General features: G+C 68.8%; 19 protein-coding genes. 3 read left to right on the top strand and 16 right to left on the bottom strand.

What is annotated here, in order from left to right:
• Window positions 1-10: 10 nt before the first annotated feature.
• The 15 genes from ACE3N6_RS14110 to ACE3N6_RS14040 form a co-directional block, all read right to left on the bottom strand.
• Window positions 11-376 (bottom strand): 5-carboxymethyl-2-hydroxymuconate Delta-isomerase, encoded by a 366-nt coding sequence (locus ACE3N6_RS14110; RefSeq protein WP_374246416.1) that lies wholly within the window; start codon window positions 374-376, stop codon window positions 11-13.
• A gap of 3 nt (window positions 377-379) precedes the next feature.
• Complete coding sequence (purD, locus tag ACE3N6_RS14105; protein ID WP_374246415.1) at window positions 380-1669, bottom strand: phosphoribosylamine--glycine ligase; 1290 nt, start codon at window positions 1667-1669, stop codon at window positions 380-382.
• A 13-nt stretch (window positions 1670-1682) separates the two neighbouring features.
• Entirely contained in the window at window positions 1683-3263 is a 1581-nt protein-coding gene (gene purH, locus ACE3N6_RS14100) for a bifunctional phosphoribosylaminoimidazolecarboxamide formyltransferase/IMP cyclohydrolase (RefSeq protein ID WP_374246414.1), read from the bottom strand.
• A 55-nt stretch (window positions 3264-3318) separates the two neighbouring features.
• Window positions 3319-3558 carry a helix-turn-helix domain-containing protein gene (locus ACE3N6_RS14095; RefSeq protein ID WP_374246413.1) on the bottom strand — a complete coding sequence of 80 codons (240 nt, stop codon included), beginning with the start codon at window positions 3556-3558 and terminating at the stop codon, window positions 3319-3321.
• Entirely contained in the window at window positions 3555-4577 is a 1023-nt protein-coding gene (gene dusB / locus ACE3N6_RS14090; protein WP_374246412.1) for a tRNA dihydrouridine synthase DusB, read from the bottom strand. The genes ACE3N6_RS14095 and dusB overlap by 4 nt, the downstream gene beginning before the upstream one ends.
• Before the next feature lie 98 nt (window positions 4578-4675).
• Window positions 4676-5368, bottom strand: a complete 693-nt coding sequence (gene mtgA, locus ACE3N6_RS14085; protein ID WP_374246411.1) for a monofunctional biosynthetic peptidoglycan transglycosylase — start codon at window positions 5366-5368, stop codon at window positions 4676-4678.
• A gap of 11 nt (window positions 5369-5379) precedes the next feature.
• A complete protein-coding gene (aroE, locus tag ACE3N6_RS14080) occupies window positions 5380-6207 on the bottom strand; it encodes a shikimate dehydrogenase (protein WP_374246410.1) in 828 nt (275 codons plus the stop codon).
• A gap of 4 nt (window positions 6208-6211) precedes the next feature.
• Window positions 6212-7171, bottom strand: coding sequence for a TonB family protein (locus ACE3N6_RS14075; protein WP_374246409.1), 960 nt, complete (start codon window positions 7169-7171; stop codon window positions 6212-6214).
• Window positions 7172-7178: 7 nt separating this feature from the next.
• On the bottom strand, window positions 7179-9158 hold the full coding sequence (locus ACE3N6_RS14070; protein ID WP_374246408.1) for a ribonuclease catalytic domain-containing protein: 1980 nt from the start codon (window positions 9156-9158) through the stop codon (window positions 7179-7181).
• 79 nt (window positions 9159-9237) lie between these two features.
• Window positions 9238-14940, bottom strand: coding sequence for an Hpt domain-containing protein (locus tag ACE3N6_RS14065; protein WP_374246407.1), 5703 nt, complete (start codon window positions 14938-14940; stop codon window positions 9238-9240).
• Window positions 14941-15062: 122 nt separating this feature from the next.
• Window positions 15063-17186 (bottom strand): methyl-accepting chemotaxis protein, encoded by a 2124-nt coding sequence (locus ACE3N6_RS14060; RefSeq protein WP_374246406.1) that lies wholly within the window; start codon window positions 17184-17186, stop codon window positions 15063-15065.
• A 50-nt stretch (window positions 17187-17236) separates the two neighbouring features.
• The gene (locus ACE3N6_RS14055) at window positions 17237-17752 is read right to left on the bottom strand and encodes a chemotaxis protein CheW (protein ID WP_374246405.1); all 516 of its coding nucleotides are present in this window, start codon (window positions 17750-17752) and stop codon (window positions 17237-17239) included.
• 10 nt (window positions 17753-17762) lie between these two features.
• Window positions 17763-18128, bottom strand: coding sequence for a response regulator (locus ACE3N6_RS14050; protein WP_374246404.1), 366 nt, complete (start codon window positions 18126-18128; stop codon window positions 17763-17765).
• A gap of 20 nt (window positions 18129-18148) precedes the next feature.
• The gene (locus ACE3N6_RS14045; protein WP_374246403.1) at window positions 18149-18547 is read right to left on the bottom strand and encodes a PleD family two-component system response regulator; all 399 of its coding nucleotides are present in this window, start codon (window positions 18545-18547) and stop codon (window positions 18149-18151) included.
• A 56-nt stretch (window positions 18548-18603) separates the two neighbouring features.
• Window positions 18604-18756 carry a rubredoxin gene (locus ACE3N6_RS14040; RefSeq protein ID WP_374246402.1) on the bottom strand — a complete coding sequence of 51 codons (153 nt, stop codon included), beginning with the start codon at window positions 18754-18756 and terminating at the stop codon, window positions 18604-18606.
• 118 nt (window positions 18757-18874) lie between these two features.
• Between ACE3N6_RS14040 and thiD the strand changes: the two genes are divergently transcribed.
• From thiD to hemL, 3 genes are read left to right on the top strand one after another with little or no spacing between them, the layout of a single operon-like run.
• Window positions 18875-19717, top strand: coding sequence for a bifunctional hydroxymethylpyrimidine kinase/phosphomethylpyrimidine kinase (gene thiD / locus ACE3N6_RS14035; protein ID WP_374246401.1), 843 nt, complete (start codon window positions 18875-18877; stop codon window positions 19715-19717).
• Window positions 19718-19719: 2 nt separating this feature from the next.
• Window positions 19720-20331 (top strand): thiamine phosphate synthase, encoded by a 612-nt coding sequence (gene thiE / locus ACE3N6_RS14030; RefSeq protein WP_374246400.1) that lies wholly within the window; start codon window positions 19720-19722, stop codon window positions 20329-20331.
• Between the two features lie 19 nt (window positions 20332-20350).
• Window positions 20351-21637, top strand: a complete 1287-nt coding sequence (hemL, locus tag ACE3N6_RS14025; protein ID WP_374246399.1) for a glutamate-1-semialdehyde 2,1-aminomutase — start codon at window positions 20351-20353, stop codon at window positions 21635-21637.
• A 107-nt stretch (window positions 21638-21744) separates the two neighbouring features.
• Here the strand turns inward: hemL and ACE3N6_RS14020 are convergent.
• Window positions 21745-22321 (bottom strand): IS256 family transposase (locus ACE3N6_RS14020; protein WP_374246398.1); only part of this gene is annotated, 577 nt, incomplete at its 5' end.

Below are 22321 nucleotides of genomic sequence, written 5' to 3'. Positions count from 1 at the left end.
GGCGGGTGAATCAGGCGCCGGGAAGGAGGCGCTTCGAGTAGGTGTCGCGATCCATGTCGCGGGCTTCGGAGGTGATCTGCACCACCTGGGGGCCGGCGGCGACGAGGGGGGCGATGGCGTCCACCAGGGCGGCGGTGAGGCGCTGCTTGGTGGCGGCGTCGCGGCCCGCGAGCAGCGCCAGCCCGGCGTGGATGAAGCCGTGGTCGGCGCCGCTGCCGACCCGGAAGTGCGGGGCCGGCATCAGCCGGGCCTTGATGGCGTCGGGCGGGTCGAACACGCCGCTGGCCACCAGCGCGTCGGTGGTGGCGGCCAGCACCGCGGCCGGGTCGAACCGGCCGGCGATGTTGGTGCTGTACTCGATGCGCAGGTGGGGCATGGCTCAGGCTTTGCGAGCGACGGCGCGGTAGCCGATGTCGCGGCGGCACTGCATGCCGTCGAAGTGGATCTGGTCGAGCTGTTCGTAGGCGAGTTTCTGGGCGCTACGCACGTTGTCGCCCAGGGCGGTGACGCACAGCACGCGGCCGCCGTTGGTGACGACCTGACCGTTCGATTCGGCGGTGCCGGCGTGGAAGACGTGCACGTCTTGGGGGCTGCTGGCGGGCAGACCGTGGATGGCGTCGCCCTTGCGGGGGCTGTCCGGGTAGCCGGCGGCGGCCATCACCACGCCGAGGGCGAAGCGGCGGTCCCATTCGGCTTCGATCTTGTCGAGCTTGCCGGCGATGGCGGCTTCGACGAGATCGACCAGATCGGTCTTGAGTCGCATCATGATCGGCTGGGTTTCCGGGTCGCCCATGCGGCAGTTGAACTCGACGACGCGGGGTGCGCCCTTGGCGTCGATCATCAGGCCGGCGTACAGGAAGCCGGTGTAGGGCAGGCCTTCGGCAGCCATGCCGGCGAGGGTCGGCATGATGATCTCGCGCATGGCGCGGGCGTGGACTTCGGGCGTGACCACCGGGGCGGGCGAGTAGGCGCCCATGCCGCCGGTGTTGGGGCCCTGGTCGGCGTCGCGCAGGCGCTTGTGATCCTGGGAGGTGGCGAGCGGCAGGGCGTGGCGGCCGTCGGCCATCACGATGAAGCTGGCTTCCTCGCCGTCCATGAACTCCTCGATCACCACCCGCGGGCCGCGCTCGTCGTACTGCACGCCCAGCGTGTTGTGGGTGAGCATGGCGTCGATGGCGGCGTGGGCTTCGTCCGTGGTCATCGCCACCACCACGCCCTTGCCGGCGGCGAGGCCGTCGGCCTTGATGACGATCGGTGCACCTTCGGCGTCCACGTAGGCGTGGGCGGCGGCGGGGTCGGAGAAGGTCTGGTACTTGGCCGTGGGGATCTTGTGGCGGATCAGGAACTGCTTGGCGAAGTCCTTGGAGCTTTCGAGCTGGGCGGCCAGTTTGGTGGGCCCGAAGATCGGCAGCCCGGCGGCGCGGAAGGCATCCACCACGCCGGCGGCCAGCGGTGCTTCGGGGCCGACGACGGTGAGGGCGATCTGCTCGCGACGGGCGAGCTCGATGAGCTCGGGGATCGCGGTGACGGCGACGTTCTCGATGCCGGGCTCACGGGCGGTGCCCGGGTTGCCCGGGGCGACCAGCACCTTCTGCACGCGGGGCGAGCGGGAGAGCTTCCAGGCCAGCGCGTGTTCGCGTCCGCCGGAGCCGATGACGAGGATCTTCATGAGTGTGCCCGGATCAGTGACGGAAGTGGCGGAAGCCGGTGAGGACCATCGCGATGCCCTGCTCGTCGGCCGCGGCGATCACTTCGGCGTCACGCACCGAGCCACCCGGCTGGATGACGGCGGTGGCGCCGGCCTGGGCCAGCACGTCGAGGCCGTCACGGAACGGGAAGAAAGCATCCGACGCGACCACGCAGCCGGGGATCACGAGGCCGGCGTTCTCGGCCTTGATCTTGGCGATGCGGGCGGAATCCACGCGGCTCATCTGGCCGGCGCCGACGCCGATGGTCATGCCGTCCTTGCAGTAGACGATGGCGTTGGACTTGACGAACTTGGCCACGCGCCAGGCGAACAGCAGGTCGCCGAGCTCTTGTTCGGTGGGGGCGCGCTTGGTGACGACCTTCAGATCCGCCGCGGTGATCGGGGCGAAGTCGGCGCTTTGCACCAGCAGGCCGCCGCCGACGCGCTTGTAATCGGGCTGGCGGACGGTGCCCAGCGGATTGACCAGCACGCGGACGTTCTGCTTGGCCTTGAGGAGCTCGAGGGCTTCGTCGGTGTAGGCGGGGGCGATCAGCACTTCGAGGAACTGGGCGCTGACGGCTTCGGCGGCGGCGCGGTCAACGGTGGTGTTGAAGGCGATGATGCCGCCGAAGGCGGAGGTGGGATCGGTGGAGAAGGCCTTCTTGTAGGCTTCCAGCGGGCTGGCGGCGACGGCCACACCGCACGGGTTGGCGTGCTTGACGATCACGCAGGCCACAGTGTTGGCAACTGAGTCGAAGGCCTTGACGCATTCCCAGGCGGCGTCGGAGTCGGCGATGTTGTTGTACGACAGCTCCTTGCCCTGCACCTGGGTGTAGGCGGCGATGGCGCCGGCCTGGGGCTCGGACTCGCGGTAGAAGGCGGCGGACTGGTGGGGGTTCTCGCCGTAGCGGAGGTCCTGCACCTTATCGAAGGCCAGCTGGAAGCGCTCCGGGTAGGCCATCTTGCTGCCGTCGTCGGCGAGGGCCGTGAGGTGGTTGGAGATCGCCGAGTCGTAGCGGGCGGTGTGGGTGAAGGCCTTGCGGGCGAGGTCGAAGCGGGTCTTGTAGCTGAGCGCGCCGCCGTTGGCCTTGAGCTCGGCGACGATGCCGGCGTAGTCGGCCGGGTCGGTCACGATGCCGACGCCGCCGGCTTCATTGCCGTGGTTCTTGGCCGCGGCGCGGACCATGGTCGGGCCGCCGATGTCGATGTTCTCGATGGCGTCTTCGAGGCTGCAGTCGGGCTTGGCGACGGTGGCCTGGAACGGATAGAGGTTCACCACCACGAGGTCGATGCGCGGGATGCTGTGCTCTTCGAGCTTGGCCAGGTGCTCGGGCAGGTCGCGACGGGCGAGGATGCCGCCGTGGACCTTCGGGTGCAGCGTTTTGACGCGGCCGTCGAGCATCTCGGGGAAACCGGTGTAGTCGGACACGTCGGTGACCGGCAGGCCGGCATCGCGCAGGGACTTGGCGGTGCCGCCGGTGGACAGCAGCTTGATGCCGAGAGCGGACAGTTCGCGGGCGAATTCGACGACGCCGGTCTTGTCGGAGACGCTGAGCAGGGCTTGGGTGACTTTCATGGGGGTGTTCTCGGGATGGCCGCGGGGCTGCGGCGCGAAAATGACGGAAAGGCGATTACAGGAGTTCGTGCTCGGACAGCTTGCGCCGCAGGGTGTTGCGGTTGATGCCGAGCATTTCTGCGCAGAGGGTCTGGTTGCCGCCGGCCTGCTTGAGGACGAACTCGAGCATGGGGCGTTCGACGTTCTTGATCACCATCGCGTAGAGGGCGTTGGGCTTCTCGCCGTCGAGATCGCGAAAGTAGGTGTCGAGGGCGCGGCAGACAGATTCGGCGATGTCATTGCTGGTGCTGCTCATGCTGCAAGCTCCTGAGGGAATTCTTCGGTGTAAACCAGGCGGCTGTCTCTGTCGGCGAGCCGGCCGAAGAACTCGTCAATGGCGGCAATCTGTTCTTGTACGGTGGGCAGGGTGTTCATGACGCGGCGGAACTGTGCCGATCCGACCAGACCCTTGGTGTACCAGCTGATGTGCTTGCGGGCGACCTTGACGCCGGTGTCTTCGCCGTAGAAGGCGTAGAGGTCGGCGAGGTGATCCTTGCACACCTGGAGGATTTCGGAGACGAGCGGGGGCGGAAGCGCTTCGCCGGTCTTCAGGAAGTGTTCGATCTCGCGGAAGATCCAGGGGCGCCCCTGGGCGGCGCGGCCGATCATCACGCCGTCGGCGCCGGTGTAATCGAGCACGAACTTGGCCTTCTGCGGCGTGGTGATGTCGCCGTTGGCGATCAGCGGGATGCGCACGCGGGTCTTGACGTCGGCGATGGTGTCGTACTCGGCGTCGCCGGTGTACTGGCAGGCGCGGGTGCGGCCGTGGATGGCGATCAGCTGGATGCCGGATTCTTCGGCGATGCGGGCGACGGTGGCGGCGTTTTTATTGGCCTTGCTCCAGCCGGTGCGGAACTTGAGGGTGACCGGGGTGTTGCCGGCGGCGCCGACGACGGCTTCGAGGATGCGGGCAACAAGCGGCTCGTCCTGCATCAGCGCGGAGCCGGCCATCACGTTGCAGACCTTCTTGGCCGGGCAGCCCATGTTGATGTCGATGATCTGGGCGCCGCGGTCGATGTTGTGGCGGGCGGCTTCGGCCATCATGGCCGGATCGGCGCCGGCGATCTGGACGGAGATCGGGTCGGCCTCGCCGTCGTGGTTGGCGCGGCGCTGGGTCTTGGCGCTGCCGTAGAGCAGGGAGTTGGAGGTGACCATCTCGGAGACGGCGAGCCCGGCCCCCATCTTCTTGCAGAGCTGGCGGAAGGGGCGGTCCGTCACGCCGGCCATGGGCGCCACGAACAGATTGTTTCGCAAGGTGAATCCGGCGAATTGCATCGGGGGAGGCGGTGCTTGGGAAAACGCGACATTCTACCCGAAGGGCGGGGCGTCGGGCAGGGGCTCAGTTTCCGCAAGGAGGGCGCCGGCGGGGTGGCTCAGGGCACTTCGGAGTACTGCATGCGCCCCTGGATGCGGGCCGCGTGGGCGGCCAGGCGGGGGCTGAAACTCTTCTCGTACTTGCGCGGATTGGGGAGCATTACGGCCAGCCGGGCGGCCTGGTTGGGCGCCAGCTGGGCGGCCGGGATGCGGTAGTAGCGCTGGGCGGCGGCCTCGCAGCCGAAGATGCCGTTGCCCCACTCGACCACGTTGAGATAGACCTCGAGGATGCGTCGTTTGTCCCACAGTGTTTCGATCATCACCGTGATGATGGCCTCCTCGACCTTGCGGAAGTAGCTGCGGGCGGGGCTGAGGAAGAGGTTCTTGGCGAGCTGCTGGCTGATCGTGGAGCCGCCGGCGACGGGCTTGCCCTTCTTCTGGTTCTTCTCGATGGCCTTCTGGATGCCTTCCCAGTCGAAGCCTTCATGGTCGACGAATTTGTCGTCCTCGGCGGCGACCACGGCGCGCTTGAGGTGGATCGAGATGCGCTCGTAGGGCACCCAGCGGTAGTGGAGTTCGGCGTCGGGTTTGTCGGCGGCGAGTTCGTCGAGGCGCAGGCTCATGAAGCTGGTGGCGGAGGGCGGGTTCCATTTCCACCACAGCACGTGGCCGAGCAGCCACAGTTGGTAGGCGACGAACAGCAGCACCAGCGCCGCGAGGGCGCGCCGTGTCCAGTGCCAGAGCCGGGCCATCGCCGATGGGCTCAGAGGGCCGCGCGCAGTTCGGCGAGCACGGGGGCGGTGTCGGGGCGCACGCCGCGCCACAGCAGGAAGCTCTCGGCAGCCTGCTCGACGAGCATTCCGAGGCCGTCGGCGAGGCGCGCCGCGCCCTGCAGGCGGGCGGCGGCGAGGAAGGGCGTCTCGCCCTTGCCGTACATCATGTCGTAGGCGAGGCTGCCGGGGGCGTAGAGGCCGGCGGGCAGGTCGGGCGCGGCATCCGAGAGGCTGGCGCTGGTGGCGTTGATGACGAGGTCGAACTGCTGCCCGGCGAGCTGGGCGAGGCCGCATCCTGTCGGGGCGACGGGGCTTGCGCCGGCGCCGGCGAATTCGTCGGCCAGCTCGACGGCCTTGGCGGCGGTGCGGTTGGCGATGGTGAGGCTGGCGGGTTGCGCGGCGAGGAGCGGCAGCACGGTGCCGCGGGCCGCGCCGCCGGCGCCGAGGAGCAGCACGCGGCGGCCGGCCACGGCGAAGCGCAGGTTGACGGTGATGTCGCGCAGGATGCCGGCGCCGTCGGTGTTGTCGCCCAGGGTGCCATCGGCGCCGAAGGCCAGGGTGTTGACCGCGCCGGCGGCCTGGGCGCGGGGGGTGAGCCGGTCGGCCAGGTCGAAGGCTTCGAGCTTGAAGGGCACGGTGACGTTCATCCCGCGTCCGCCGGCGGCCTGAAAGCCGCGCACGGTGGCGGCAAAGCCGTCGAGGGGGGCGAGCAGCGCTTCGTAGCTGAGGGGCTGACCGGTCTGGGCGGCGAAGGCGGCGTGGATGCGGGGCGACTTGCTGTGGCCGATCGGGTTGCCGATCACGGCGTAACGGTCCATCGGGTCAATCCTTGCGGGCGGAGGTCTGCAGCATGTCCGCGTTGGTGAAGGTCCAGGTGCGGGTGATCTCGATCACGTCGGTGTCCTTGCGGATGTCCGGCGGGAAGGCGGCGTAAGGGGCGGCGAGCTGGACGATGCGGCGGGCGGCGTCGTCGAGGAGCTTGTGGCCGGAGGAGCGGAGGATCTCCACGCTCTCCACGCTGCCGTCGGCGCGGATGGTGACTGACAGCAGCAGGCTGCCGTAGAGCTTGCCGCGGGCCGCCTCGGGGTAGTTGAGGGTGCCGACCCGCTCGATCTTCTGGCGCCAGTCTTCGGCGTACTGGGCGAAGCGGTATTCGTGGGCGCGGGCGCCGATGAACTTCTTGCGCGGCCGCGAGGCGTAGTCCATCAGGTCCTTGTCGATCTGGGCTTCGATGCGGGCGACCGCGGCGGAGCTGTCGAGGAGGTCGTAGCCCGACACCGGGCGCGGGGCCTCGGTGGGGTTGGCGTGGCGGGGATCGACGGCGAGGGTGGCCTTGCTCTGCCTGGCGGTCATGGCTTCGACCTGGGGTGCCTGGGGCTGCTCGCTGCGGCGCTGGGCTTCGACCAGGCTGTTGCCGGCGCGGGTCTGCTCGGTGGGTGGCAGCGGGGTGGCCGGGCGGGCCTTGGTGTCGGCGTTGCCGCCGGCGTCGAGGTTGGTCTGGGCGAGGATGTCGGCGGTGTCCGGCCGCTGGGCGTGGCGGGAGTTGACCAGCACCACCTCCAGCCCCTTGTCGTTGCGCTTGAACTTGGCCGGGTCCGGCATCACGAAGTGGATCGAGAGCAGGATGGCGTGCAGGGCGAGGGATAGCCCGACGCCCCACTCGAGCGCGTAGCGCGCCGAATGCCCGGCGAAGGTCGGCCAGTCGCCGATGGCCCCGGCGAGGGTGCCGGGGGTGGGCGTGAGGGTCGGCGACGGGGCGGGGGCGCGGCGGAACAGCGGCATGGCGGACTCAGGCGGCGGGCGGGGCCTCGGTGGCGGCGGGGGCGGGGGTGTCCGGCGCCGTGGCGGACGCGTCATCGGTGGCGGCCGGCAGGTCTGCGTCGTCCTCCTCGATGGGTTCGTTGCCAGCCGGGGCCAGGGTTTCGAGGTAGGTGGCGCGCACGTCCACGTCGATCAGGTCGGTGCTGTCGATGGCCAGCTGCACGCGGGTGCCGGGCGGCAGGGTGGGCATCGACGGGACCTTGAAGATCAGCGGGATGGCTTCGAGGCGGACCAGGCTCTCGCGCAGCACGCGGGCGCTCATGGCCGGATGGCCCTGCTGGCGCAGCCAGCGCAGGCACCAGTAGCGCTCCATGCCGCGCTGGAACTCGGCGTAGGCGGCGTAGGTGAGCTCGAAGTCGCGCATCGCGGCGATCAGCTCGGGCGACTTGGGCGGGAAGGCTGGCGCGGTGCCGCTGAGCCAGCCGATGAGCTGCCACTGGTTGACCAGATCCACGTAGCGCCGCAGGGGTGAGCTGGACCAGGCGTAGCAATCGACGCCCAGGCCCTCGTGGGGCGCGGCGGCGGTGGTCATGCGCACCTTGCCGCCGGTCTGGGCCCGGTACAGGGCCGGGATGCCGGCGTCGGCGAGGGCTTTGCCCCAGGTGCTGTTGGCGGCGATCATCAGCTCGGCCACCAGCTTGTCGAGGGGCGAGCCGCGGGAGCGGCGCCCGATCTCGATGCGGCCGGGGCCGTCGGCGGTGGTTTCGGACCAGTCGACGCTGAAGTTGAAGTCGACGAGGTTCTGGTTGGCGGCGGGCTTGCCGCGGCCGGCTTCGAGCACGGTGGCGAACTCCCACAGCAGGGTAAGCTCGGTCTTCCAGGGGAAATCCGGGCCGCCTTCGGCGAGGGTGGTCTCGTTGAAGACCGGCTCGATGTCGTGGTGGCGCAGGTTGGCGACCACCGGCACGCGCTCGATGCGGGAGTGGTTGCCGGTGACCATCAGATCGCGGCTGACGTCGAGATACAGCGACAGGGCCGGGCAGTCGCGGCCTTCGGCGAGGGTGAAGCTCTCGACGATGGCGTCGGGCAGCATGGTGATCTTGTTGCCGGGCATGTACACCGTCGACAGGCGCTCGCGGGCGATGGCGTCGAGGCTGGAGCCACGGCCGAAGCCCAGGCCCGGGGCGGCGATGTGGATGCCGATGCGCCAGCCGCCGTCGACCGGGGTGACCGAGAAGGCGTCGTCGATCTCGGTGGTGGCGGCGTCGTCGATGGAGAAGGCGCGCACGGCGGCGAGCGGCAGGTCGGCGGGCGCGACCGGCGGCTCGAAGGCGGGGAAGCCGGTGCCGGCGGGGAAGTATTCGAACAGGAAGCGGTCGAAGTGCAGCTCGTGGGACGAGGCCAGCGCGCCGCAGTCGAGCAGCAGCCGGGCGGCGGATTTGCCGCCTTCGGCGCAGGCGGCTTCGAGGGCCTTGGTTTCGAGGCGGTTGCGGTCGGGCTTGTAGAGCAGCTGGCGCACGAGCGGCTTGAGTTCTTCGGGCAGCTGGCCGGCGAGGAGTTCGTCGCGCATCCGCTCGACGGCGGCGGCCTGCTGGCGCTTCTTCTCGAGGCCGGCGAGGGCGGCCTGAAGGATCTCGGCCGGGGCCTTGCGGAAGCGGCCGCGGCCCTTGCGGTGGAAGTAGATCGGCGCGGCGTGCAGGCGCAGCAGCACGGCGGCGGATTCGACGGGGCTGGGCTCGTGGCCGAAGTATTCGCGGGCGAACTCGGCAAAGCCGAACTCGTCGTCGCCGCAGACTTCCCACAGGAATTCGGTGTCGAGGCCTTCGGCTTCGGCTTCGGCGCGGTCGAGCAACTCGCCGGCGCCGGGTTGGGCGAAGCGCATCAGCACGTGGTTGCTCTTCAGCTTGAGGCGCTTGCCATGGGGTGTTTCCACCTGCAGGGAGGCGTCGTTGTCGGTCAGGATGGTGCCGGTCTTGAAGGCACCATCCTCTTCGAAGAGCAGATTCATGAGGCGGTCGCGCAGGGAAAACGACCGATTATAGCCAAGCCGGAGCCTGCCCCGGACGAAAGCGGCCGTTTCGTCCGGTTCAGCGTGAGGCGTTGGTGACGAAATCCCGGATCAGCTGCAGCAGCACGTCTTCGTCGTAGGGCTTGCCGAGGTAGTGATTGACGCCGATTTCTTCCGCGTAACGCTTGTGCTTCTCGGCCGTGCGGGAGGTGATCATGATGATCGGCACGGCCTTCAGGCGGGCGTCGGCGCGGATGTTGCGGGTGAGGTCGAAGCCGTCCATCCGCGGCATCTCGATGTCGGCGATGATGACATCGGGGCTGGCGGTGAGGAGTTGCTCCAGCGCGTCGACGCCATCCTTGGCGGTGATGACCCGGTAGCCTTCCCGTTCGAGCAGGCGGCCGGTGATCTTGCGCACGGTGAGGGAGTCGTCCACCACCATCACGGTGGGTTGGGTGGGCACGAGGCTGGCGCGGCTGACCGCCGGCAGGACGTCCTCGGCCCCGCCGTGGGTGCGGCCGGAGAGGGCGACCGGGTTCAGGATGAGCACGATCTCGCCGTCGCCAAGCACCGTGGCGCCGGAGTAGCCGACCATCCGGGCGTACTGGGGCCCGGCGTTCTTGACGACGACTTCCTGGTTGCCGCGCAGGGCATCCACGTGGAGGGCGAGGGTTTCCGAGCCGGCCCGCAGCAGCAGGATCCAGTTGAAGCGGTCGAGCTGGGGCTGGGATTCGGTGTCGCCCAGCAGGCGCGGCAGATAGCGGTAGCTGAAGTGCTCGCCGAGCCACTCGGTGCCCCGCTTGGCGCGGATGTCTTCGAGGGCCTGGGGCTTGAGTTCGAGGACCTGGGCCACCATCGAGGAGGGGATCGCCAGGGTGCGCCCGCCGGCGCGCACCAGCAGCGCCTGGGTGACGGCGAGGGTGAGCGGCAGGTGGATGCGGAAGGTGGTGCCCTGGCCGGCTTCGGTGGCGACGCTGATGCGACCGCCGACGGCCGCGGTCTCGCTCTTGACCACGTCCATGCCCACGCCACGGCCGGCGAGGCTGGACAGGCTGGCGGTGGTGAAGCCGGGCACGAAGATCAGGTTGGTGAGGCGCTTGTCGTCGGTTTCCTCGCTGGCGTCGATCAGGCCGGTCTCGATGGCGTGCCGGCGGATGCTGGCGAAGTCGAGGCCGGCGCCGTCGTCGCGGAACTCGATCACCACGTCGTTGCCTTCGTGGGAGACGCGCAGGGTGATCTGGCCGATCTCGGGCTTGCCGGCGGCGCGGCGCACCTCGGGCGGCTCGATGCCGTGGGTGACGGCGTTGCGGACCAAGTGGCCGAGTGGCCCGGTCATGGCCTCCAGCACGCTGCGGTCGATTTCGATCTGGCCGCCGATGATGTCGAGGTTGGCGCGCCGGCCAAGCTCCTTGGCGGTCTGGCGGACAAGGCGGTAGAGACGTTCGGCGAGGCTGTCGAAGGGCACCATGCGCACGTACATCAGCGACTGCTGAAGTTCGCGGGCCATCCGCGACTGGGCGTGCAGGGCCGATTCGGCGCCGTCGAGGTTCTTGAGGAGGTTCTGCTGGACGGTGGTCACGTCGCCCACGCTCTCCGCCATCATCCGGGTGAGTTCCTGGAGGCGGGTGTAGCGGTCCATCTCCAGGGGGTCGAACTCGGTGTGATGGGTTTCGACCTGCGACAGGCGCGACTGCATCTGGGTGTCGGCCTGGATCTCGACTTCGCGCAGCTGATTACGCAGGCGGATGACGTTCTCGGTGAGGTCGAGCAGGGAGCGGCGCAGGGTGCGCAACTCGCCTTCGATGCGGGTGCGGGCGATGGAGATTTCGCCGGCCTCGTTCACGAACTGGTCGATGCGGCTGGCTTCGACCCGCAGCATGGTGCGGGCGGCCTGGGCGGCGAGTTCGCCGGGCTGGGCCGGGCCGGTGTCGTCCAGCTCGATGGGGGTGGCGACGAGGTTTGCCGGCTGGGCGGGTTCGGCGACCGGGGCGGCGACGGCTTCGGGATTGCCGAGGGTGTCGAGGGCCTGGCGGGTCTGGTCGAGGGCGGTTTCGAGTTCGTCGAGGATGCCGGATTCGGCGGCGTTCTGGCCGCGCACCCGCTCAAGCCGGGTCTCGAGGTCGTGGAGGCTCTGGCCCAGGCTCATGGCGCCGACCATCCGCGCACTGCCCTTGAGGGTGTGCAGCAGGCGGGCGATGCCGGCAGCCGGGGTGGCGTCGGCGGGGTTGCCGCGCCAGTTGTGGACGGCCACGTCGAGCTGGTCGAGGAGTTCGTTGCCTTCGTCCAGGAAGATGGGCAGCAGGTCGGTGTCGAGTTCGTCGCGCAGTTGCGGTGCGGGCGCGGCGGCTTCGGCCGGGCGTGGTGCGATGGGGGGCGGCGCGATGGGGGCGGCGAGCGGTGCCGGGGGCGCGTCGGGGCGCAGGCTGATGACTTCGGCCAGATGGGTGGCGAGCACGGCGTCGAGCTGCTCGATCAGCGCGGGTTCGGGCTGGGGCAGGCTGCGGGCGGAGAGCTGGACCAGCATGCCTTCGAGGGACGTGGCGGCGGCGTTGAGCAGGACGGTCTGCTCGCCGGTGGGCGCGCGGTCGTGGTCGGCGAGGCGTTGCTGGGCCAGTTCGAGGGCCTTGGCCAGGAGCTGGGGCGCGGCAAAGCGGGCGGTGCCGGAGATGCCCGACAGGGTGTGAGCGGCGCGGATCGCCGACTGTGGGGGGATCAGGCTGGGGTTGACCGACAGCCGGGCCAGTTCGTGGCGCAGGGTGGCGACGTGCTGACGGGCTTCGACGAGATAGAGGTCGAACAGCGGGCGGGACAGGACGATGTCGCCCAGCCGCACTTCGTCCGGGTTGGTGTCGTCGTCGATGTGGTCTGCCGTGCTGTCGTCGACGATCTCTTCGACCTGGATCTCCTCTTCGGCTTCGAGGGGTTCCAGCGCTTCTTCGGCGATGGGCAGGTCGATGGTGGGGGCTTCATCGAGCGGGAGCAGATCGATGATCGGGGCCCTGAACTCGTCGACCGGCAGGGCCTCGACGGCTTCGATGGGTTCGGGCAGTTCGATGCGCTCTTCGTCGAGATCGGCCAGCGCCTCCTCGACCGTCTGCATGGTGTCGGGCAGATCGGGCAGGGGCTCCGGCGTCTCTTCGACCTGGAGGCCTTCGATCTCGAGGGGCTCGTCGGGGCGCGTTGGCGGGGTGGCGACCGCGGCGGGTTCGGCTGGCCCGGCGGGGGCGTCGGCGACCGCCTCGGTGGGCAGGTCGAAGTCGAAGCTCAGGGCGTCGACGGGCTCGGCCGGGGCGGGCTCCAGCTCGGGGAAGCTGAGGTCGGGGAACTGCAGCTCGACCGGCGGCGGGGCGAGGTCGGGCGCGTCTTCGAGGAGGGCGGTCGGGGTGCCGATGTCGGTCTCAGTGAAGCTGGCGTCCGGCACGACGACGGTGGATTCGAGGTTGACCTCTTCGGTTTCGGCAGGCGGCGCGACCGGTGCAGCGGGGGCGGCGGGCTGTGCGGGGCGGGCCGGCGCCAGCGCTGGGGCCGGCTGTTCGCTGCGCAGGCGCTGGGCTTCGGTGACCAGAGCGGTGACGTCCCGGTGGGTGCCGGCGCCGGCACTGAGCTGGTCGATCCAGCCGGAGAAGGTGTCGTGGGCGTCGTCGATGAGCTTCTGGAGCGCGGCGTTGACCGGCAGCTCAAGGCGCAGCCAGTGGTTGAGCGTCTGCTCCATCTCCCAGGCGGCCTCGCCGAATTCCTTGAGGCCCACCATCCGGCCGCTGCCCTTGAGGGTGTGGAAGCTGCGGCGGATGTTGGTGAGGATGTTCAGGTCGTGGGGGCGCTGGCACAGCTCGACGATGTTGCGGGCGATGGCGCCGCGCACGTCGATGGCTTCTTCGATGAAGATGGACAGCAGCTCGGCGTCGATCTCGGCTTCGCTGGCGTCGAGGAGGCGGGCCGCTTCGGCGGACAGGGCAGGCGCAGCGGGGGCGGCGGCGATGGGGGCCGGGACGCTGAACAGCTCGCCGGCGTCGAGCATGGTGAGGGCCTGCCGGGCCTGCTTCTCGAGTTCGAGGTCGGCGGTGAGGGAGGCGTCCTGACGGAGGCTTTCGAGGTTGAGCTGGAGTTCGGTGCGCAGGCCGACGTCGTCGGGGTTGTCCTTGAGGGCGGCGGTGAGGGCGGCGGCTTCGCGCTTCTGCTGGGCCAGTTCGGCCTCGACGCTGTCGGCCACGTCGGGCACGTCGTCGGGGCGCAGGATGCGGTTGAGGTCGGCCGGGCCGTGCTGCAGGGCTTCGATGTAGACGCCGAGGGCGGACAGGCGGTGGGCGATCTCTTCGAAGGCGCGGGTGTTGTCGCCGGTCTCGGAGGGCAGGGCGGCGATGCGGGCGGCGGCGTCCTGGACGAGGCGCACGGCGCCGTCGTCGTTCATCACCGCCAGGGCGCCTTCGACCTGCTTGAGGGGGCCGCGCACGGCGGCGAGGATGTCGGTGCGGTCGGGGGTGCGGAAGAAGCCGTCGAGGCTCTGCTCGACTTCGATCAGGCTGTTGAGGATCTCGTGGGCGAGCTGGCGGTTGACCTGACGGGTCTGGGCGTCGGGCTCGGAGATCGCCATCGGGGGGAGCTTCTCGCCCCGCTGGTGGGCGCTCAGGCGCTGGAGCAGGGCGTCGATCTGCAGGTCTTCGCGACGGTCGGCGCGGGCGTGGGCGTCGAGCCGGGTGTCGAGGATGAGCATGGACGTGGCCACGTCCATCGACAGGGCGTCGGTGAGGCGCAGCGGATCCTGGCGCAGCCAGCGGGCGAGTTCGCCCAGCGCGGCGGCGAGGTCGGCGACTTCGGGCTGGCCGAGGGTGCGGGCATGATCGACGATCGGCGCGATGGTGTCCTGGAAACGGGGCAGGCCGATGGCGCCGCCCTTGGAGAACTGGTCCCAGGCTTCGCGGGCGTCGGAGAGTTCCTCGCGCAGTTTGCGCAGGACCGGGCCGAGGGGGGTGTCCCGAATGGGCCGGTCGGCGTCGGGGATCAACGCCTGCAGCTGGTAGGCCTTGCGGACGTTGTCGATGGCCGGGGACCGGGCGGGGGTGGTGGCGACGTGGTAGAGCACGTCGCGCATGAGGCGTTCGGCGACGATGCTGGAGCCTTCCATCACCCGCCGCATCTGGGCGTCGATGCGGCCGCACAGGCGCTTGGTGGCGGCGTCGGCGGGCAGGCCGCGCTGGCCGAGGGCGTCGAAGAAGGCGGTGGCGGCCGCCCAGAAGGCGCGGGAGGCGGGAACGGCCTGCAGGCTTTCGATGCCGGCGACCGATTCGCGCATTTCCTGCGGGCCGGCGACGTCGTCGGCGTTACGGAACCACTTGAGCAGGCCCCGTTCGAAGCGGCCGCGCAGGGCGCGCAGGCGCTTCGGATCGTCGCCGCCTTCGGCCGGGGCCGGGAAGGCGGGCCGCTGGGTGAGATCGGGGAAGAACAGCTCGCCGGCGGTGGGCGCGTCCTGGCCGCGGGCCTGGGCGAGTTCGCCGTACAGCCCGAGCAGCCGCAGGGCCTGATCGGGCTGGCCGCGGGTGAGTTCGTCGAGGTAGTTGCCGATCGCCGCGATGCAGCGGGTGGCGAGGCGGATGGCTTCGGGCGTGCTCGGCACCTGGGTTGCCGCCATCTCGCCCAGCAGCCGGTCGAGTTGCTCGGAGAACTGGGTCAGGCCGTCGAGGCCCACGATGGAGAGGGCGCCGTGGGCCTGGTGCAGGTGGGTCTGGGCGAACTTGATGCGCCCTGGCCGGTCCGGGGAGTTGCCGGCCTCGGCGAGCGCTTCCATGGCCCTTTCCAGGGCCAGGTCGATTTCGCCTTTGACCCAGGTCAGCGGACCCAGGTCGAGTTCATGTGCTGAGCTCATCGGTACGTGGTGGTCAGGTTCCGTTCCAGGTCGGGGTGTGCGGGTCAGACCTTGAAGCCGGAAACCGAGCCCTTGAGTTCAACTGCAAGATCAGCCAGTTCGCCGATGGACACGGCGGTCTGCTGGGTGCCGGCGGTGGTGCGGTCGGTGATTGCCAGAATGCCGCGCATCTTTTCGGCCACCTGGGTGGCGGCCTTGGCCTGGATTTCGGTGCTGACCGAGATGCGTTCGATCAGCTCGGCGGTTTCGGCGGACACGCGTTCGATCTCGGCCAGTTCGTGACCGGCGGTTTCGGACAGGCGGGCGCCGTCCACCACGTCGCGGGTGGCGTTTTCCATGGCCGCCACGGCGTCGCCGGTGTCGGTCTGAATGGTCTTCACGATCGCGCCGATCTGCTTGGTGGCTTCGGCGGAGCGTTCTGCGAGGCGCTGCACTTCTTCGGCAACCACCGAGAAGCCGCGGCCGGCTTCGCCCGCGGATGCGGCCTGGATGGCGGCGTTGAGGGCGAGCACGTTGGTCTGTTCGGTAATGTCGGAGATGAGTTCCACGATCTCGCCGATCTCCTGGGAGGATTCGCCGAGGCGCTTGATGCGCTTGGAGGTTTCCTGGATCTTCTCGCGGATGTCGTTCATGCCCTTGATGGTGTCTTCCACCGCGGCGGCGCCCTTCTGGGCGGCTTCGAGGGAGCGACGGGCGACCTGGGCGGACTGCAGGGCGTCTTCGGAGGCGGCGCTCATGGAGCTGGCCATGCTCTGGGCGGTCTCGCCGGCGAGGCGCAGTTCCTGGGCCTGACGCTCGGTGGCGGAGAGCAGCTCGTCGGAGGTCCGCTGGGCGGATTCGGTGGCCGCGGTCACGCGGATGGCGGCGTCGTTGATCCGGCGTACCAGCACGGAGAGTTCTTCAATGGTGTAGTTGACCGAGTCGGCGATGGCGCCAGTGACGTCTTCGGTGACGGTGGCGCGCACGGTAAGGTCGCCGTCGGCCAGATCGCCCATCTCGTTCATCAGGCGCAGAATGGCCTGCTGGGTGCCGTTACGCTCGGTTTCGGCGGCTTCCCGGAGCTGCTCGGAGGCGGCGCGGCGGCGGGCGATGTCGTCGTTGTAGGTCTTGGCCATCAGTGCGAGGCAGACCAGCGCCAGCAGGGCGCAGACGATGATCGACATGGACACCCAGGTGAAGAAGCCGGTGTAGGCGTTGGAGTAGCCTTCGGCCAGTTCGGTGGTCTTCTCGAGGAGCGGGCCGGAATCCTTGAAGATGTTGGCGCCGGCTTCCTTGGCCTTGACGAGCAGCTGGATGCTGCCGAGGATGGTCTGGACGGCGGTGAGGTTGTCCTTGCCGACGGCTTCGAGTTCGGCGAGCTTGCCCTTGGCGTCGGTGCCGTCGGCGGTCATCTTCTGGAGCTGGTCGATCTGGTCGCGGAAGGTGTTGGTGTCCTTGCCCAGCAGGAAGGCGACTTCCGGATCGATGGCGTTGGCGATCAGCAGCGCGTTGGCGTTCTTGGCGATCCGCTGGGTCAGCATCACCACCTGGTTGGCGGTGGCGATCTCGCGGGCGGAGGCGCCGCCCTGCAGCTTGAGCGTGGCGACCTGCTCGGACAGTTCGAGGAGCTGGGGGTTCTTGCTGTTGATGGTGGCAACGGCCTTGCCCAGCTCGGTGAGCCGCTTCTGTTCCTTCAGGAGCTTGTCGGCGTTGGCGTCGGTCTTCTTCCAGAGGGCGGCGACGGCTTCAAGCTCGGCGGTGACCGCGCTGCTGCCGCCCGGCACGCCGGTGCCGTGGACGTCGCCCCCGTCGGTGACGGCGCCGAGGAGGTTGTTGAACTGCTCGCGACCCCGCTGGAGTTCGTCGAAGACGGTGGGCTCGCCCTGCAGCGCGAGCTGACTGGCCTTGGCGATCTGCTGCGACAGGGTGCGCATTTCACCGGCCGCGGTGACGTAGGCGGTGCCGAAGCTGCTCACGCGGATCTGGTAGAGCACCAGGGCGGCGGTGAGGACGGCGAAGATCAGGAAGGGGATGCGCAGCGTGCGCAGCTGTTCGGACGCACTCTTGCCGCCGAGGAATGGCAGGCCGGAGCCGGCTTGCGTGCCGTCGCTGCTGTCGATGATGGTATCCACGTTGGTCGTGGCGCCCTTGTTGCCGCCCAGCGACAGTCCCGGTAGCTTGAATGCCATGTTTTTCTTCCTTCAGCGGGTGTGGCCCGCCGCTCCTCCAGATTGTTCGGTCACGATTGGGCGGCGTCGAGAAAACGCGCGTGATTCAGTAGTTCGGAAACCTTGAGGCGGGTCCAGTGGGTGCCGTGGGCATCCTGGACCTGATCGCCGATCCAAGGCTGTTCCGGGTCGGGCGGGGTGGCGAGGGGTTCGAAATCCTCGACGGCCCGCAGGCCCAGCGCCCGGGTCACGAGCAGGGCGCAGTTGAGATTGTGGCGCACCCCGATCAGCAGCAGGCGGGATTGCCCCACCGGCGCGATCGGTGCGTCGCCGTGGAAGGCCGCGAAATCGACCACCCCGAAGAGGTTGCCGCGCACGCTGGCAAGCCCGCGGAACCAGTGTTCGGACAGCGGCACCGTGGCGAGCGGGGGGACGGCCAGGATTTCTCCGGCTTCGGTAAGGTCGATGAGCCAGTTGCGCTTGCCGGCCTGGACGCCGAGCAGCGCCGAGGCGCGGCTGTCCTTGGCGTCGGCAAGCCGCCGGGCGAGGCCGGCCTGGAATTCGTGGAGGCTGATCCGCTTCGCCATGGGGATTCCGTCAGACCAGCGCGCGGATCTTGTCGAGCAGGACGGCGTGGTCGAGGGGCTTGACCATGTAGTCGAAGGCGCCCTGACGCATGCCCCAGATCTTGTCCGTCTCGAGGCCCTTGCTGGTGCAGATGATGACCGGGATGTCGCGGGTGGCGTCGTCCCGGACGATGGTGCGGGTGGCCTGATAACCGTTGGTGCCCGGCATCACCACGTCCATCAGGATCAGATCGGGGTGTTCGGTCTTGCTCTTGACGACGGCTTCGTCACCGCTGTCGGCGGTCACGACCTGGTAGCCGTTCCTGACGAGAACCTCCGACAGGGCGAGCCGTTCCGTCGGGGAATCGTCGACAACGAGGATTTTCTTGATCGGCATGGGCGCAGCGTCTCGTGATGTCAGTCGAGGGCGGAAAGCTGGCGCGGCTGCGTGTGGCTGGCGACCGAACGCAGCAGGCTTTCCTTGGTGAAGGGCTTGGTGAGGTATTCGTCGGAGCCGGCGAGGCGGCCGCGGGCGCGGTCGAAGAGACCGTCCTTGGAGGACAGCATGATGACCGGTGTCGCCTTGAGGCGGGGGTTCTTCTTGATGAGGGCGCAGGTCTGATAGCCGTCAAGGCGCGGCATCATGATGTCAACGAAGATCAGGTCCGGTGCGTGGTCGGCGATCTTGGCGAGCGCGTCGAAGCCGTCCTCGGCAAGCACGACCTGACAGCCGGCCTGGGCGAGGAAGATCTCTGCGCTGCGGCGGATGGTGTTGCTGTCATCGATGACCATGACCTTGGTTCCGCTGAGATTCACATTGACCCTCCGGTCTACTTGCTGCTTTCGTTGCCTTGCGCGCCTGGGGCCTGGCCTCAGATCGCGATCATTTCAAAATCGTCCTTGCGTGCGCCGCACTCGGGACAGGTCCAGTTCGGGGGAACGTCTTCCCAGCGGGTGCCGGGGGCGATGCCTTCGTCAGGCGAGCCGGTTTCCTCGTTGTAGATGTAACCACAGATTAGGCACATCCAGGTCTTGTAAGGGGGGCTTGCCATGTGGGTGTGTCGCGGTGATTTCAGCTAGAATCGCTTGGATCGTGAATGGTAGCGCAGTCGCAGTCAAAATTGTGCGTCCTCGTTTCCCGGAATGACTACTAACCGCAGCGATCCTTCTCCCCCCCTGGTTCTCGTGTTCGCCGCCTCCGATCCTACCGGTGGCGCCGGAATCCAGGCAGACATCATGACGATTTCCAGCATGGGGTGTCACCCCCTGACGGTCATCACCGGCCTCACCGTCCAGGATACTGTCGGCGTCGAGGAAGTATTGCCCGTGGACGCAGATTTCGTCATCGATCAGGCCCGCGCGGTGCTTGAAGACATGCCGGTGCAGGCGTTCAAGCTGGGCGTGCTGGGCAGCATCGAGAACATCGAGGTGATTGCCGAGATCATCTCCGATTACCCTCATATTCCTGTGGTGGTCGATCCCATCGTCGCTTCCGGGCGGGGGGACGAGCTGGCGTCGGAGGCCATGCTGGCCACCTTGCGCGAGTTCATCGTGCCCCAGGCCACCCTCATCACGCCCAACACGATGGAAGCCCGGCGGCTGGTGTCGTGCTATGGCGGCGAAGACGCCGACGAGCGCAGCATGGCCGAGTGCGCCACCATGCTGCTCGAAATGGGAACCGAGTATGTACTCATCACCGGCTCTCACGCCAATACCCCGCAGGTAGTTAATACCCTTTATGGGGCGAAGGGGGTGTTGAGGGCCGATCCGTGGGAGCGTCTGCCGGGCAGCTACCACGGCTCCGGGTGCACCCTGGCCTCCGCGGTGGCGGCGGCGCTGGCTCACGGGCTGGACATCTCCGATGCCGTGTTCGAGGCTCAGGGCTTCACCTGGCAGACCCTCACCGCAGCCTTCCGCCCCGGCATGGGGCAGTACATCCCCGACCGTTTTTTCTGGGCCGGCCCGCCCGACCGGGGCGGGGGCTGACGATGCGCCGCGGTCTCTACCTCGTCACGCCCGATCTCCTCGACACCGACGCCCTGCTGGCGGCCGTGGCGGCGGTGTTGCCGGCGCGTCCGGCCCTCGTCCAGTACCGCAACAAGCTGGCCGACGCCGCCCTCAAGCATGAGCAGGCGAGCCGCCTGCTGGCCCTGTGCCGGTCGGTCGGGGTGCCGCTGGTCATCAACGACAGCCTCGCGCTGGCCCTCGAACTCGGTGCCGACGGCGCCCACCTGGGGCGCGACGACGGCGATCCGGCGGCGGCCCGCGCGGCCCTAGGCCCCGGCCGCATTCTGGGCGTGAGCTGTTACAACGAGTGGCCGCGGGCGGTGGCCGGTGTTGCCGCCGGGGTCGACTACGTGGCCTTCGGGGCGATGTACCCCTCGTCCACCAAGCCCGACGCGCCGCGGGCCGGGCTCGATCTGCTGGCCCGTGCGCGGCGGGAGCTGCGGGTGCCGGTGGCGGCGATCGGCGGCATCACCCTCGACAACGCGCTGCCCCTCGTCGATGCCGGGGCCGGCCTGCTCGCCGTCATCGGCGACATCTTCTCCGCGCCCGACCCGGCTGCCCGCGCGGCGGCCTACGCCGGGCTGTTCGATTGACCTCTCAGGAAGCTCCAGCATGACCAGTCGCAACGAAGAACTCTTTGCCCGCGCCCAGCGCACCATCCCCGGCGGCGTCAACTCGCCGGTCCGTGCCTTCCGATCGGTGGGCGGCACCCCGCGCTTCCTCAAGAAGGCCCTGGGCGCCCGGGTGTGGGACGCGGACGGCAAGGAATACCTGGATTACGTCGGCTCCTGGGGCCCGGCCATCCTTGGCCACGCCGACCCGGTGGTGGTCGAGGCGGTGCGTTCGGCCGCGCTGGAGGGGCTGTCCTTCGGCGCCCCCACCGAGCGCGAGATCGACATGGCCGAGCGCCTGTGCGAGCTGCTGCCCAGCATGGAGATGGTGCGCCTGGTGTCCAGCGGCACCGAAGCCACCATGAGCGCGATCCGCCTCGCCCGGGGCTTCACCGGCCGCGACGCCATCGTCAAGTTCGAGGGCTGCTACCACGGCCACGCCGACAGCCTGCTGGTGAAGGCCGGTTCGGGCCTGCTCACCTTCGGCAACCCGTCCTCCGCCGGCGTGCCCGAAGACTTCGCCAAGCACACCGTGGTGCTCGACTACAACAACCCGGCCCAGCTCGAGGAAACCTTCCAGGCCCGCGGCAGCGAGATCGCCTGCGTCATCATCGAGCCCGTTGCCGGCAACATGAACCTGGTCAAGCCCTCGGCCCACTTCATGCACCTGCTGCGCCGGCTGTGCACCGAACACGGCGCAGTGCTGATCTTCGACGAGGTGATGACCGGCTTCCGCGTCGGCCCGCGGGGCGTGCAGGGCCTTTACGGCATCACCCCGGATCTCACCACCCTGGGCAAGGTGATCGGCGGCGGCATGCCGGTGGGCGCTTTCGGCGGGCGCCGCGACATCATGCAGAAGATCGCCCCGCTGGGCGGCGTGTATCAGGCCGGCACCCTGTCGGGCAGCCCCGTGGCGGTGGCCGCCGGCCTCGCCAGCCTGGAGCAGATCGCCCGCCCGGGCTTCTACGAAACCCTCACCGCCCGCACCGAGCGGCTGGTGGCCGGCCTCAACGCCGCCGCAGCGAAGCACGGCGTCGCTTTCGTGGCCGATTCGGTGGGCGGCATGTTCGGCCTGTACTTTGCCAAAGCCGTGCCCCAGACCTACGCCGACGTGATGGCCTCCGACCGCGAGACCTTCAACCGCTTCTTCCACGCCATGCTCGATGCAGGCCACTACTTCGCCCCCTCGGCCTTCGAGGCGGGCTTCGTCTCCGCCGCCCACACCGAGGCGGACATCGACGCGACCGTCGCCGCCGCGGAGCAGTGGTTCGCCGCCAACGCGGGCTGATCTTTCGCCGATCGCACTCTCGGGGGCGCCGAAGGGAGTGTCAGTAATTTTGTGTTTGAGGCGAATTTCGATTGACCCCAACCGCGGCCGGGGTCAATCGGGGGTTTTCATTTTGTCACGGCCGGGATGAAGCGCTCGCCGTACAGGATGGCGAACTGGTTCATCGCCGGCTTCCAGTGCATCATCGGTTTCTTCCATTCCGCCGTGATGTTGCGTAGCGCCAGCCAGATCAGCTTGGTGGCCGCCTCGTCCGTCGGGAAGTGCCCCCGCGTCTTGATGATCTTGCGCACGCGGGCGTTGAGGCTTTCGATGGCATTGGTGGTGTAGATCACCCGGCGCACCTCCGGCGGAAACGCGAAGAATGGGATCACCTGCTCCCACGCCCGTCGCCATGCCGCGGCCACCGTCGGGAAGCGCTGGCCCCATTCCCCTTCTGCAAACGCCTCCAGCGCCGCCTGCGCTGCCTCGGCGCTCACCGCCTGGTAGATCGGCTTGAGGGCATCGGCCAGCGCCTTGCGCTCCCTGTAGCCCGCGTAGCTCAGGCTGTTGCGTAGCAGATGCACGATGCACGTCTGCAGCGTCGTGCGCGGATACACTGCCTCCAGCGCTTCGGCCATGCCCTTCAGACCGTCGGTGACGGCGATCAGGATGTCCTCGCAACCGCGCAGCTTCAGGTCGTTGAAG

Source organism: Zoogloea sp. (assembly GCF_041904905.1).
In the GTDB taxonomy this organism is placed as follows: domain Bacteria; phylum Pseudomonadota; class Gammaproteobacteria; order Burkholderiales; family Rhodocyclaceae; genus Zoogloea.
This window is presented reverse-complemented; position numbering and strand designations above follow the sequence as displayed.